This window comes from Nocardia sp. NPDC005366 (assembly GCF_040606855.1).
GTDB lineage: Bacteria > Actinomycetota > Actinomycetes > Mycobacteriales > Mycobacteriaceae > Nocardia.
Genome location: NZ_JBEXFQ010000006.1, coordinates 183677 through 196522, shown reverse-complemented (window position 1 = coordinate 196522; position 12846 = coordinate 183677). Strand labels below are relative to the sequence as shown.

The following is a 12846-nucleotide window of genomic DNA, read 5'->3' as shown; positions in this document are numbered from 1 at the left end:
GCGAAGCCCGAGGTGAACTCATGGACGACCTACTGACCAACGGGCGAGCGGGCGAACGGCGAACGCTCGGTTTCGACCAGGCGGTGCCGCGTTCGCTCGCCCACCGCAGCGCGGTCGCCGAGGTGTTCGTCACCGACACCGCCCCCGCGGGCGGCGACGAATTCCTTGCCGCCGTGCAACTTCCGCGCGCTCACGCACTGTGGTTCGACCGCCTCGTCACCTATCACGACCCGCTGGCGGTGCTGGAAGCCGTCCGCCAATCCCTGCTCGTCATCGGGCAGCGCTACCTGGGTGTGCCCGCCGACGCCCCGGCGAGCCTGCAACGGATGGGCCTGTCCGTGGACGATCTCAGCCTCTTCCACGACGACGAGCGCACGCCGCTCGAGGCCATTGTGCGGATCCGCTCCGATCAGACTTCCGCCGACTCCGGATACTTCCGCGACGTCTCGTTCGAAGCCGCCGTGACCATCGACGGCGCACGGGCGATGACGGTACGGGGCGGTGGTATCGCGTTCCCCCGCGACGCCTACGAGGAATTGCGCGCGCTGCAACAGAACCGGCGCGGCCCGAGCGCGACCACGGACACCCCGCCGCTCGACCCGAACCTGTTCGGCCGCAGAGATCCCCGCAATATCGTGCTCGGCCGCCCCGATGAGCGCCTGATCCTCGTCGTCGATCAACGTCACCCCAGTTTCTTCGACCACCCGTACGACCATGTGCCCGGCCCGCTGCTGATCGAAGCCTTCCGGCAGGCCGCCCTGGTGGCGGCGACCGAGGCGAACCTGCTCGATGCGCCGGTGGCCGCGGTCACCGAATTGCGCGCCGAATTCACCGAATTCATCGAACTGGACGCCGATATCGAGTGCGTGACCGAGATCTCGCCCGGATCGGCGCCCGGTTTCCCACAGGTGCGGATCGGGCTGCACCAGTACGGCAAGCAGATCGCCGACGGCGCGGTCGAGCTGTCGTCCTACCCTCCGATAGGAACAGGAATCCGATGACGAGTACGCATACGTCCGCCAGGTTCGCGGTGGTCGGCGGCGGTATATCCGGCCTCGCCGCGGCCCACCGGCTGTACGAGGCAGGGCACCGGGTCGACCTCATCGAGGCCGAGGCCACGCTCGGCGGGCGCATGGGATTCGACATGCTGGGGGAGCGCCCGATCATGGTGGGCGGCAAGAATATCGGCCGTCGCTACACCCAGGTACGCGCCTTCGTCGCCGCCATGGGCGGAGCCGAATACGAACAGTTCGGCATCAACAGTTCGCAGATCATCGACGGCGAACTGATCACACTCGACAATCCCGGCGTGACCGGACTCGTCCGCCACCTGTTGCGCATCGGCACTCCCGCCGATGTCGTGAAAATGCTCTACTACGGCATGCGGGTCCGGTTGGCCCCACGCAACCGCTATCTCGGCTCGCCGTATTTCACCCGCCTCGGGGCGACCCGCGACCAGGCCACGCTGGACACCCTGTTCACGCCAGGACTCGGCCGTCACGCACTGCGGCCGATGAGTCTACGGCTCAACGCCGCCGAACCGAACGAGGTGTATCCCGGCGCTTTCGGCGTCCACCTCGGCATGGTGATGGACCACTACGATCAACTCGTCCACGGCTTCCAGCCCATCGTCGAGGATTTCGCGAGCCGGATCACGGTCCGGCTCGACACGCGGGTCGATGGCATCGTGCTGGACGGGGGCCGCCTGCGTGGGCTGCGTTTGTCGAGCGGTGCCGGCGCGTGCACCCGTCACGACTACGACGGCGTCGTCCTGGCCACACCGGCATTCGCGACGGCCAGGATCATCGCGGACGATATTCCGGCGCTGAGCAAACTCCTCGCCGAGGTCGCCTACTTCCCCTCGACCGTGGCCGTCGTCGAATACGACGGCGAAATGTTCACCAGCGCGGTGCGATCGATCGCATTCGACGCCGGACCGTGCAGCGCGGCCGGCGTCTACGGCATCGATGACCGGCATATCGTCCGGTACACCTTCAGCGGCCCCCCCGCCCGCCCCGTACCTTCCGAGGGAGTCCTCGGCGCGTGGATCGACGATGCGGAGAAGCGGGTCGCCGAATACCTGAAAACCGCTACGCCGCGGCGTATCCGCACTCGGACTCGCAGCTGGGAGGGTGCGCACTGCGCGTACCTGCCCGACCACGGCGAATTCCTGTCCCAGGTCGGGACGCAGGTCGCGGCGGTCCCCGGCCTGGAACTGGCGGGCGACTACCTGTTCGGCGCACAACTCGAAGCCTGCTTCCGCTCCGGCGCCGCCGCCGCGCGGCGGTTGCACCGCGGGGGCTGATCGACCTCCCGCCCGCCATGCCGACCTGTCGTGATCGTCGATCCGTCTCTCCGATACTCTCGAAATCCCCTCGCTATCCAGGAGACGCACGTCATGACAACAGGCTCCAGAACCTGGAAGTTCACGCAATTCGCCGGGGGTGCTTTTCTCGTCAACGCCGCGTTGCACTCGGCCAAAGGCGTCACCGGGCAGCGGTTCCCCACTCCCTTCTCCAGCCCTCCCGGCGTCGGCCTGTCGAGTCCGGGCCAGAACCTCGTGTGGGGCGGCATGAATCTCGCGATATCCGGCGCACTGCTGCGTCGGCTCCCCCGCACGACCGCGGAGAAGATCACGGTGGTGGCCGGTGGCGTGCTGATGGCGTACTACCTCGCGCACTACTTCAGCGGGCTGGAGTTGGATGAGCGGGATCGGCCCTGACCGAAAAGGCGGGAGCGGGGCGAGCAGGATTCACCCCGCCGAATCGGCCGGGGCGTAGCTGCGGGATGGCTACGGCGGATCGACCAGGTATTTTCGGGGTAGCCGGGCGGAGGTGACAACACCCCGCCCGACTACATCTGTGTTCTACCAGCTTTTCCATCCCGGCGTGGGAGCCACGGCAGGATCCGACCCGGACGATCGGGGACCACGCACGAGCGCTACGCCCCGCTGTCGCGATATCGGGAAGGTCCGGGTGCCGGGAGCGCTCTCTAGAATGGGGCGACCCCTGTTCCGAGATGACCTTGATGATGACCTTGATGAAACGCTTCCGGGAGCTACCGTGACCATTCAGCCCGTTCGCCTGTTCGGCGATCCGATCCTGCGTGCCCGTGCGGCGGAGGTCACCGAATTCGATCGTGAGCTGCGTCAGCTGGTCGCCGACCTGACCGACACCATGCACGACGACGGCGGCGTCGGGATGGCCGCGCCGCAGATCGGGGTCGGTCTGCGTGTCTTCGTCTACGACACCGAGGACGCGGCGGGGCACCTGGTGAACCCCACCTACACGGTGGTCGGCGACGAGGAACAGGTCGGTCCGGAGGGGTGCCTGTCCATCCCCGGCCTGCGCTACGACACCCGCCGGGCGCTGAGAGTGCGCGCCGGCGGCTTCGATATGACCGGCGCACCGATCGAGTTCACGGCCGATGGCCTGCTCGCCCGCTGTGTCCAGCACGAGACCGACCATCTGGACGGCGTGCTGTTCATCGATCGACTCGATCCGGCGGATCGCAAGGAGGCGATGCGAACCATTCGGGGATCCGATTGGTTCACCGCGGGCGTCACGGTGCGCGGCTCGCGCGCGCTGGGCGCGGGCGGCCAGGCCGGTCCGTTCGGACGGGGGCGCTGATGCGCATCGTCTTCGCGGGTACGCCCGAGCCCGCGGTTCCCTCGCTGCGGCGCTTCATCGAATCCGATCGCCACGAGGTGGTCGCGGTGGTGACCAGGCCGGACGCGATCGCGGGGCGGGGCAGGAAGGTCACCCGCTCGCCCGTCGGCCTGCTCGCCGACGAGCACGGCATCCCGGTGCTGACCCCGCGTCGTCCGTCGGAACCCGAATTCATCGAACAGCTCACCGCGCTGGCTCCGGACTGCTGTCCCGTAGTCGCCTACGGTGCGCTGTTACCGCAGGAACTGCTCGACATCCCGCGCTTCGGCTGGATCAATCTGCATTTCTCGCTGCTGCCCGCATGGCGTGGCGCGGCCCCGGTGCAGGCCGCGATCGACGCGGGCGACGAGATCACCGGGGCCTCCACATTCCAGATCGAGGCCGGCCTCGACACCGGGCCCGTGTTCGGCGTGGTGACGGAGAAGATCGCCGTCACAGACACCGCGGGCACCCTGCTCGCCCGGCTCGCCGAAACCGGCGCGCGCCTGCTGGAAACCACCATCGACGGCGTGGAGGACTCGACGTTGCAGGCGATTCCGCAATCCACCGAGGGGGTTTCCTACGCCCCGAAGGTCGTCGCCGAAGACGGGCATATCCGCTGGGATCAGCCCGCGCTGGCCATCAGTAGGCGCATCCGCGCGGTGACCCCGGCACCCGGTGCGTGGACCGAGATCAGCGGCCTGCGCCTCAAGGTCGGGCCGGTGGAAATGGTCGAGGAGTCACTGCCGGAACGCGCGATCGACGTGCGCAAATCCGGCGTGTTCGTCGGGACCGCCACCACGGCGGTGCGACTCGATCAGGTGCAGCCGCAGGGCAAGCGGATGATGGCGGCGCTGGACTGGGCCCGTGGGGCTCGCCTGGAGCCGGGCGCGGTGGTCGAGTGACGGCCGAGGATCGTCGTCACGGATCCGATCACCGCGACCGGGTGCCCCGCGGCGGCGGATCGCCGCGGCGACAGGAAGGGGACGGCGCGCGCGGTGATCGATCCGGCCAGGGCGGGAAGGCGAGCCGCGAACCGGCCAAGAGATCCGTCGACGGCGGTTGGCTCGGCCGCGCACAATCGGCGAAAAGCGATAGCGCACAGCGTGAATCGCGGCAGTGGGGCAGGAGCCCGGCGGCGCGCGCGCGTACGGGCGCCGCTGTTCAACGGCGTGACAACGACCTGCGCGGCGACGCGCCGAGCACCCGACCGGAGCGGTGGACCATGAACGCACAGCACAAGTCGGGGGACGAACGAGGAGAACGTTCGGGGGCGGATCGCGACCGTCGACAGGGGCCGTCGGTGCGGGGGGAGCGGCAGAACGCGCCAGCGGAGCGCCGAGGCGGGCCGCGCGGGAATCGTGACCCGCGAGACGGGGCCGACTCGGGCGGTCGCCGGTCCGACGCAGGGCGTGGCGGGTCCGGTGGTGGTGCTGCCCGGTCCGCCGGTGGAAAGGACCGCTCGGCTGCCGGTGGAAAGGATCGCTCGGTTCGCGGTGTGCCGCCGAAAGGCGCTGCGCGACAGCAGGACCGAAAGGGACGCGGCCCCTCGGGCGATCCGGTGCGGCTGGTCGCGCGTGATGTGCTGCGCGCGGTACGGGAACGGGACGCGTACGCGAATCTGGTTCTGCCCGCACTCCTGCGGGAACGGCGGATCTCCGGCCGCGATGCCGCGCTGGCGACCGAACTCGCCTACGGCGCGAGTCGCTCCCGCGGCCTGCTCGACGCGGTGATCGCCGCGGGGGCTGGACGTCCGGTCGAGGAGATCGACGGCCCGCTGCTCGATGTCCTGCGACTCGGCGTGTACCAACTGCTGCGCACCAGGATCGGCGCGCACGCGGCGGTGGACACGTCGGTGGATCTGGCCCGCGCCGAATTCGGTTCGGGCAAGGCCGGATTCGTGAACGCGGTGTTGCGAAGGGCGGGGGAGAAGACCGTCGAGGAATGGGTCGACGCACTCGCACCGGCTGATCCGGTGGGGCGTATGGCCTTCGAATTCGCCCATCCGCTCTGGATCGCGCAGGCTTTCGCGGACGCGCTCGGCGCGCGCGCGGGAGAGTTGCGCGACCTGCTCGCGGCCGACGACGCGCGGCCAGCCGTCCATCTGGTCGCACGTCCGGGTGCGATCACCGCCGAGGAATTGGCGCTGCTCACCGGCGGTGAGGAAGGTCGCTGGTCGCCGTACGCGGTGTATCTGGACGGCGGCGATCCGGGCAAACTGGATCCGGTGCGCGAGGGCCTCGCGGCCGTCCAGGACGAAGGCAGTCAACTGGTCGCACTCGCCGTGACCCGCGCCCCGCTCGATGGCCCCGACGGTGGCCGCTGGCTCGACCTGTGCGCGGGTCCAGGCGGCAAGGCCGCGCTGTTGGGCGCGCTGGCCGATATCGACGGTTTCCGCGTCGACGCGGTCGAACCGGCCGAGCATCGCGCCGAACTGGTCCGCAAGACGACGAAAGACCTGCCGGTCGAGGTGCATGTCGTCGACGGCCGCGACAGCGGACTCACCCCGGGCTACGACCGCATTCTCGTCGACGCGCCGTGTACCGGTCTCGGCGCGCTTCGCCGTCGCCCCGAGGCCCGCTGGCGTCGCACTCCGGCCGATGTCCGCGATCTGGTCGTCCTCCAGCGCGAACTCCTCGCCGCCGCATGGGAACTGCTGCGACCGGGCGGCGTCGTCGTCTACTCCACCTGCTCGCCGCATCTGCCCGAGACGGTATCCGTCGTCGCCGATTTCGCCCGCCGCACCGACGCCGTTCAGCTCGACACCAGGGAACTCCTGCCCGGCGTCACCGATATCGGCGATGGTCCGGGAGCCCAACTCTGGCCGCATCGCCACGGCACCGACGCCATGTTCGTGGCGGCGCTGCGTAAACCCGTCTAGCCCGGCCGCGCCGGTCGGTTCCCGGATCGGTCGGCGCGGTCACGGCCCCGCGATATCGCGCAGGCAGCGAACCTCTGTGACGTCGCTCACTCGCGCTGGGACAGTTCCCGCAATCGGGCCAGAGTTTTCGCGAGGATGCGTGAGACGTGCATCTGCGAGATGCCCATCTGCTGGGCGATCTGAGTCTGGGTCATGGATTCGAAGAATCGCATGGTGAGGATGCGGCGCTCGCGCTCGGGCAATCCGGCCAGCAGTGGCCGGATCGCGACGTACTCCTCGACTCGGTCGAATTGGGATTCCTCCTCGCCGAGCGTGTCCAGCAGCGATGCCTCGGTATCGCGCCCGAGTGAGGCGGCGTCGATCGAACTGGGCTGATAGGCGTTGCCCGCGATGACGGCCTGGGTCACCTCGTCCGGGTCGACATCGAGTTCGGCCGCGATTTCCTTGGCCGTCGGCGATCTGCCGAGCGTCTGGGATAGCGAATCGATGGCCGCGCCGATCCTCAGGTGGGTTTCCTTGACACGGCGCGGCACCCGCATGGCCCAGGTGTTGTCGCGGAAATACCGGCGCACCTCGCCCATGATCGTCGGCACCGCGAACGACAGGAAGTTCGAGCCGCGACTCACGTCGAACCGGTCGACCGCGTGCACCAACCCGACCCGGGCCACCTGGGTGAGATCGTCGAACGGTTCGCCGCGTCCGCTGAATTTGCGCGCGATGTGATCGGCGAGCGGAATGCAGCGGCTGATCAGTTCCCCGCGGACTGCGGCGTGCTTGGCGGTGCCGGGTGTACTCGCGGCGAGTCGTTCGAAAATCGCGTTGAGGTCGTCGTACCCACCCGAGACCGAGCCGACCTCCTCGACGGTTTCGGCGTCCTCCGCGATATCGGGATCTTCGGTTTCGTCGACTTCGAGAGTGTCGGTGTCGTCGGGCTCCTCGATGGTCACCGAATCGGCGTCCCGCTTCTGCTCGGTGTCCTGCTCCGCCACTACGCCTTCCCCCGGACCCGACGGAATTCGATCGTCGTCGGATATCCGGAAGCCGCCGAGTCGTACGGGTGCTGCGTCGCTTCGACCGAATCGGTCAGAGTTCGCAGGACGTGCCATCCGAAGCTGCGCTGATCGGGTAGCCCCTCGGTGGCGGCAATCCCGCTGACATGCACGTGCAACTCGGTTTCACCGATGGTGAACCGGCACAGCAGGCTCGTCTCCGGCAACGCGACCGCGATCAAGGTCGAGCACACCTCGTCTACCGCGAGTCGGATGTCGGCCACCTCGTCCAGCGTGAAATCGCTGAGTAGGACGAGAGTTTCGGCGAGCCCGCGCACGATGGGCAGCTGTGTGACCGATGCGGCCACCCGAATCTCCACCGGGGTGCTGTAGATCCCCTGTTCCGCCGAAATGTTGATCACCTTGAGAAGGCTACCCACTCGTGGCGTGGGCAATCACCGTTTGTGTCCTGCTCGCCCACCTCGTGCGTCGAGGTCGCGCCTGTGGACAGGCGGTCGCGCCTGCCTCGGTACACTCCCGCGTTGTGACGTTCTCTCGCCCGGCCGAGCCGATGATCGCCCCTTCCATACTCTCCGCCGATTTCGCGCATCTCGCGGATGAGGCCCGCGCGGTAACGGGCGCGGACTGGCTGCACGTCGACGTCATGGACGCGCATTTCGTGCCGAACCTGACCCTGGGTCTCCCGGTGGTGCAAAGCCTGCTGAAGGCCACCGACATTCCGCTGGACTGCCACCTCATGATCGAGGACCCCGCCCGGTGGGCACCGCCGTACGCCGAGGCGGGCGCGTACAACGTCACCTTCCACGCCGAAGCCACCGACGATCCGATCGCGGTGGCCCGCGATATCCGGGCGGCGGGCGCGAAGGCGGGTCTTTCGGTGAAGCCGAACACCCCCATCGAGCCCTACCTGGAAATCCTGCGGGATTTCGACACATTGCTCGTGATGAGTGTGGAGCCGGGATTCGGCGGGCAGTCGTTCATCGGCCACGTGCTGGAGAAGGCCCGTATCGTCCGCAACCTGGTCGACGCGGGGGAGCTACGGCTGATCGTCGAGATCGACGGCGGTATCAACGCCGACACCATCGAGCAGGCCGCCGAGGCCGGGATCGACTGTTTCGTGGCCGGTTCGGCGGTGTACAACACCGCCGATCCCGCGGCTACCGTGGAGGCGCTGCGACGCAAGGCCGAAGCGCACCGCGGCTGAGGTAGCGATCGAATTCCCTTACCGCGCGCGGAGTTTACGCGTGCCGAGTTCGCGTGTCGCCTCGATCACCGCGTCGAGCGGGGGCAGGGCGGCCGCGCTCTCGGGCGGGGGCTCGATCCAGGTGCGGTAGCCGGTGCGCTCGTCCTCCGCCGAGGGCAGAACGACCTGGCAGCCGGTGCACGCCACGGTCGCGTACAGCCGGAACAGTTCGGCCGAGGCGGCCGCGTCGATGCCGTCGGGTCGCGCGGGGCCGGTGATGAAGGTCCAGCGCTCGGCCCGGGGATGCTCGACGATCGGTGCGGTGATCCGCGCTCGGATCAACTGTTGGCGCACCCGCTCGCCCAGATCGCTCGGCATCGTTATCGCGCCGTAATGGGTGCCGATACGCAACAGGATTCGACGCGACGTCGGATCGATCGATGCGCGCATATGAAATTCGCGCCGATACTGCACGCACCGTACTTCCAGCGTCGAATCGAGAAGAATGGTCACGCGACACCCCCGGCTGTGCGGAACTTGTTCGGACCCACTGGTTTCATACTTCCTCGAGTGTTGGTGTTCCGTCGGTGTCGAACTCCCCGGAAGTGGTGGCGCCCCGGGGCGAAGAGTTCCACGCTGCACTGCTCGTATCAGAAGCTGAACGCTAAGAATCGGCCTACAGACAATGTTGCGTCGATATCGGGTGGTGCGCAAGTAATTGGTGTAAGCGTGTTTCGGATGGGTACCAGTCGGTATTCGATGCTATCGCGCGTATGTGAAATTCACACGCTCGGTATCCAAAATGTGTCTCAACGATTATCGACGAAAGATGAACGGCCACACTCCGGCGTGCTCGAGGAATGGTGTTACTCGGCCCGCCGATTCGCGGCAGCGCATAATCGCCGGTGGCCTGTCGCCCGCCGACCCGCGCCCGCCGACCCGCGCCCGCCGACCCGCGCCCGCCGCCTACGACTCGGCGTCGTTAGGCTGGTCGTGACCACGACCGGTCGCGCGCGCCGGGAATAGCGGTGCGCGTTCCGGCTGTTTCGCAGACCGTACGTACACCACGCGACAGGAGTGTCACCGATGTTCACAGGCATCGTCGAGGAATTGGGCGAGATCGTCGCGGTCGAACGGTTGGCCGACGCCGCCCGCCTGACGATCAAGGGCAAACTGGTGACCTCCGATGCCGGGCACGGTGATTCGATCGCGGTGAACGGTGTCTGCCTGACCGTCGTCGACGTGGTCGACGGCGACTCGTTCACCGTCGATGTGATGCAGGAGACGCTGAACCGATCCAGCATCGGCGGTCTCGACACCGGTTCCGGGGTGAATCTGGAACGCGCGGCGGCGTTGAACAGCCGCCTCGGCGGACACCTGGTGCAGGGGCACGTCGACGGGACGGGCACCGTGCTCTCGCGCACGCCGTCGGAGAACTGGGAGGTCGTGCGGATCTCATTGCCCGACGCCATCGCCCGCTACGTCGTGGAGAAGGGTTCCATCACCGTCGACGGCATATCGCTGACGGTGTCGGGCCTCGGCGTCGCGGAGACACCCGCCGCGGACGGCAGCCGGGACTGGTTCGAGGTGTCGCTGATCCCGACCACCCTGTCGATGACGAATCTGGGCGTCGCTGGCGTCGGCACCACGGTCAACCTCGAAGTGGACGTCATCGCCAAGTACGTGGAGCGACTGCGACAGCGCGGGTAACGAACCTCGCGCGGACGCGCCGCCGGGTGTGCACGGCCGAGGCCTTACTGTAGTGGGGCACCTATTTCGAGATGGAGCGCAACAGACGTGACCAGGTTCGACACCATCGAGCGCGCAGTCGCCGATATCGCCGCCGGTAAAGCCGTCGTCGTCGTCGACGACGAGGACCGCGAGAACGAGGGCGACCTCATCTTCGCGGCGGAGAAAGCCACCCCCGAACTGGTGGCCTTCATGATTCGCTACACCTCCGGTTATATCTGCGTGCCCCTGATGGGGGACGACTGCGACCGCCTCGGGTTGCCGCCGATGTATGCCCAGAACCAGGACAAGCACGGCACCGCCTACACCGTCTCGGTCGACGCGAGGGAGGGCATCACCACCGGTATCTCGGGTGCCGACCGGGCCACGACCATGCGGCTGCTCGCCGACCCGAACGCCAAGGCCGACGACCTCACCCGCCCGGGTCACGTGGTGCCGTTGCGCGCCAAGGACGGCGGTGTCCTGCGTCGGCCCGGTCATACCGAGGCCGCGGTCGACCTGGCCAGGATGGCCGGTCTGCGTGCTGCCGGGGTGATCTGCGAGATCGTCAGCCAGAAGGACGAGGGCCACATGGCCCGCACCGAGGAATTGCGGATCTTCGCCGACGAGCACGATCTGGCGCTGATCTCCATCGCCGACATGATCGCCTGGCGGCGCAAGCACGAGAAGCAGGTCATCCGGGTCGCCGAGGCACGCATTCCCACCGCGCACGGCGAATTCATGGCCGTCGGTTACCAGAGCATCTACGACGAGGTCGAGCATGTCGCGCTGGTGCGCGGCGATATCACCGACGGCGAGGACGTGCTGGTCCGGGTGCATTCGGAATGCCTGACCGGCGACGTCTTCGGGTCGCTGCGCTGCGACTGCGGACCGCAGTTGGACGGCGCGCTGGAACTGGTGGCGGCCGAGGGCCGCGGCGTGGTGCTGTACATGCGCGGGCACGAGGGGCGCGGGATCGGCCTGATGCACAAGTTGCAGGCCTATCAGCTCCAGGATTCCGGCCACGACACCGTCGACGCGAACCTCGAACTCGGACTGCCCGCCGACGCGCGGGATTACGGTACGGGCGCGCAGATCCTGGTTGACCTCGGCATTCGTTCCATGCGCCTGCTCACCAACAATCCGGCCAAACGGGTCGGCCTCGACGGCTACGGCCTGCGCATCACCGAGCGGGTGCCGATGCCGCTGCGTGCCAATGCGGAGAATCTGCGTTACCTGCGGACCAAGCGGGACCGGATGGGCCACGACCTGATCGGGCTGGACGAACTCGATCTGGGCGAGACCGCGCAGTAGATGCCCGTCGCAGTGATGTCGACCAGGGAAGTAATGCCAACCACGGATCGAGAAGGCGGACAACGATGAGCGGCACCGGCGTACCCAGTTTCGAGCTGTCGGATGCCAAGGATCTCAAGCTCGGCATCGTGGCCTCGCGGTGGCATACGACGATCTGCGACACCCTGGTGGCGAATGCCGAGCGGGTGGCGAAGGAGGCGGGCGTCGAGCAGATCACCGTGGTGCGCTGCGCGGGCGCGATGGAACTTCCCGTTGTCGCCCAGGAGTTGGCCCGCACTCACGACGCGGTGGTCGCGCTCGGCGTGGTGATCCGCGGCGGCACACCCCACTTCGAATACGTCTGCGACGCGGTGACCGCCGGACTGACCAGGGTCTCACTGGATGCCTCGACCCCGGTGGCCAACGGCGTGCTGACCACGAATACCGAAGAGCAGGCCCTCGACCGCGCCGGACTGCCCGGTTCGGCGGAGGACAAGGGCGAGCAGGCGTGCGCGGCGGCGCTCGATGCCGCGCTGACCCTGCGCGCGCTGCGACAGTCCGCGTAAACGATGCCTGTCTGGAAGAGGAACGCCCCGGCTGGCGCCACCGGCGCCGCGGCCGAATCGGGGCAGTGGGATCTGGAGGTCCGTCCGCGGCGGGCGGTGCTGACCTCACGAATCGTGGCCGGGCTGCTGATCGTCATCTTCGGCGTCGGGGGGATCTGGCTGCGTTCCGGCTCGACCGGGGTGAATTTCCGGACGGCCGACCAGATCGCGATGATCGGGATCGGCCTGGTCCTCGCCGCGGGCGTACTGATGCTGACCCGTCCGCGGGTGCGGGCCGGAGCGCGGGGCGTGTCGGTTCGTAATGTGCTGGGCGACAACGAGTTCGGGTGGGAATATATTCGGGGTGTCAGCTTCCCCGACCGCAAGTCCTGGGCACGGCTCGAACTCGTCGACGACGACTACGTGCCGATGCTGGCGATTCGCTCCAACGACAAGGAATACGCGGCCCGCGCGATGGACCGGCTGCGTGAACTCGGCGGAAAATACGCGACCACCGCGCCCCGGTCCGAACAGGACTGACACGGTCGGCGGACAGCCC

General features: G+C 67.9%; 14 protein-coding genes. 11 read left to right on the top strand and 3 right to left on the bottom strand.

What is annotated here, in order from left to right; genetic code table 11:
* The first annotated feature begins 20 nt into the window (after positions 1 to 20).
* The 6 genes from ABZS43_RS09710 (at position 21) to ABZS43_RS09685 (ending at position 6528) form a co-directional block, all read left to right on the top strand.
* Positions 21 to 1001 carry a ScbA/BarX family gamma-butyrolactone biosynthesis protein gene (locus ABZS43_RS09710; protein WP_355035412.1) on the top strand — a complete coding sequence of 327 codons (981 nt, stop codon included), beginning with the start codon at positions 21 to 23 and terminating at the stop codon, positions 999 to 1001.
* Positions 998 to 2305 (top strand): FAD-dependent oxidoreductase, encoded by a 1308-nt coding sequence (locus ABZS43_RS09705; RefSeq protein WP_355035411.1) that lies wholly within the window; start codon positions 998 to 1000, stop codon positions 2303 to 2305. Before ABZS43_RS09710 ends, ABZS43_RS09705 begins: the two co-directional genes overlap by 4 nt.
* A 93-nt stretch (positions 2306 to 2398) precedes the next feature.
* A complete protein-coding gene (locus ABZS43_RS09700; RefSeq protein ID WP_355035410.1) occupies positions 2399 to 2722 on the top strand; it encodes a hypothetical protein in 324 nt (107 codons plus the stop codon).
* A 340-nt stretch (positions 2723 to 3062) separates the two neighbouring features.
* Positions 3063 to 3629, top strand: coding sequence for a peptide deformylase (gene def, locus ABZS43_RS09695; protein ID WP_355035409.1), 567 nt, complete (start codon positions 3063 to 3065; stop codon positions 3627 to 3629).
* Positions 3629 to 4552: a methionyl-tRNA formyltransferase gene (fmt, locus tag ABZS43_RS09690; RefSeq protein WP_355035408.1), complete on the top strand. Its 924-nt coding sequence runs from the start codon at positions 3629 to 3631 to the stop codon at positions 4550 to 4552. The genes def and fmt overlap by 1 nt, the downstream gene beginning before the upstream one ends.
* 593 nt (positions 4553 to 5145) lie before the next feature.
* Entirely contained in the window at positions 5146 to 6528 is a 1383-nt protein-coding gene (locus ABZS43_RS09685) for a transcription antitermination factor NusB (protein ID WP_355035407.1), read from the top strand.
* Positions 6529 to 6614: 86 nt separating this feature from the next.
* Here the strand turns inward: ABZS43_RS09685 and ABZS43_RS09680 are convergent, their stop codons facing one another.
* Both ABZS43_RS09680 and ABZS43_RS09675 read right to left on the bottom strand, forming a co-directional pair.
* Entirely contained in the window at positions 6615 to 7412 is a 798-nt protein-coding gene (locus ABZS43_RS09680) for an RNA polymerase sigma factor SigF (RefSeq protein ID WP_355035514.1), read from the bottom strand.
* Between the two features lie 104 nt (positions 7413 to 7516).
* A complete protein-coding gene (locus tag ABZS43_RS09675) occupies positions 7517 to 7939 on the bottom strand; it encodes an anti-sigma factor (protein ID WP_355035406.1) in 423 nt (140 codons plus the stop codon).
* Positions 7940 to 8088: 149 nt separating this feature from the next.
* Between ABZS43_RS09675 and rpe the strand changes: the two genes are divergently transcribed.
* Positions 8089 to 8742 (top strand): ribulose-phosphate 3-epimerase, encoded by a 654-nt coding sequence (rpe, locus tag ABZS43_RS09670; protein WP_355035513.1) that lies wholly within the window; start codon positions 8089 to 8091, stop codon positions 8740 to 8742.
* 18 nt (positions 8743 to 8760) lie between these two features.
* Here the strand turns inward: rpe and ABZS43_RS09665 are convergent, their stop codons facing one another.
* The gene (locus ABZS43_RS09665) at positions 8761 to 9234 is read right to left on the bottom strand and encodes a hypothetical protein (RefSeq protein WP_355035405.1); all 474 of its coding nucleotides are present in this window, start codon (positions 9232 to 9234) and stop codon (positions 8761 to 8763) included.
* Between the two features lie 573 nt (positions 9235 to 9807).
* Here ABZS43_RS09665 and ABZS43_RS09660 point away from each other — a divergent pair.
* The 4 genes from ABZS43_RS09660 to ABZS43_RS09645 all read left to right on the top strand — a co-directional run bounded on the left by ABZS43_RS09660 (position 9808) and on the right by ABZS43_RS09645 (position 12827).
* Positions 9808 to 10431, top strand: coding sequence for a riboflavin synthase (locus ABZS43_RS09660; RefSeq protein WP_355035404.1), 624 nt, complete (start codon positions 9808 to 9810; stop codon positions 10429 to 10431).
* A gap of 87 nt (positions 10432 to 10518) precedes the next feature.
* Complete coding sequence (locus ABZS43_RS09655) at positions 10519 to 11763, top strand: bifunctional 3,4-dihydroxy-2-butanone-4-phosphate synthase/GTP cyclohydrolase II (RefSeq protein ID WP_355035403.1); 1245 nt, start codon at positions 10519 to 10521, stop codon at positions 11761 to 11763.
* Positions 11764 to 11828: 65 nt separating this feature from the next.
* Entirely contained in the window at positions 11829 to 12308 is a 480-nt protein-coding gene (ribH, locus tag ABZS43_RS09650) for a 6,7-dimethyl-8-ribityllumazine synthase (RefSeq protein ID WP_355035402.1), read from the top strand.
* A 3-nt stretch (positions 12309 to 12311) separates the two neighbouring features.
* Complete coding sequence (locus ABZS43_RS09645; RefSeq protein WP_355035401.1) at positions 12312 to 12827, top strand: PH domain-containing protein; 516 nt, start codon at positions 12312 to 12314, stop codon at positions 12825 to 12827.
* Positions 12828 to 12846 lie beyond the last annotated feature (19 nt).

Bases quoted from the DNA above. Each gene is read 5' to 3' on its own strand.
- ABZS43_RS09705 (WP_355035411.1), top strand. From the start codon at position 998: ATGACGAGTACGCATACGTCCGCCAGGTTCGCGGTGGTCGGCGGCGGT.
- ribH (WP_355035402.1), top strand. From the start codon at position 11,829: ATGAGCGGCACCGGCGTACCCAGTTTCGAGCTGTCGGATGCCAAGGAT.
- ABZS43_RS09700 (WP_355035410.1), top strand. From the start codon at position 2,399: ATGACAACAGGCTCCAGAACCTGGAAGTTCACGCAATTCGCCGGGGGT.
- ABZS43_RS09660 (WP_355035404.1), top strand. From the start codon at position 9,808: ATGTTCACAGGCATCGTCGAGGAATTGGGCGAGATCGTCGCGGTCGAA.
- ABZS43_RS09645 (WP_355035401.1), top strand. From the start codon at position 12,312: ATGCCTGTCTGGAAGAGGAACGCCCCGGCTGGCGCCACCGGCGCCGCG.
- fmt (WP_355035408.1), top strand. From the start codon at position 3,629: ATGCGCATCGTCTTCGCGGGTACGCCCGAGCCCGCGGTTCCCTCGCTG.
- rpe (WP_355035513.1), top strand. From the start codon at position 8,089: ATGATCGCCCCTTCCATACTCTCCGCCGATTTCGCGCATCTCGCGGAT.
- ABZS43_RS09710 (WP_355035412.1), top strand. From the start codon at position 21: ATGGACGACCTACTGACCAACGGGCGAGCGGGCGAACGGCGAACGCTC.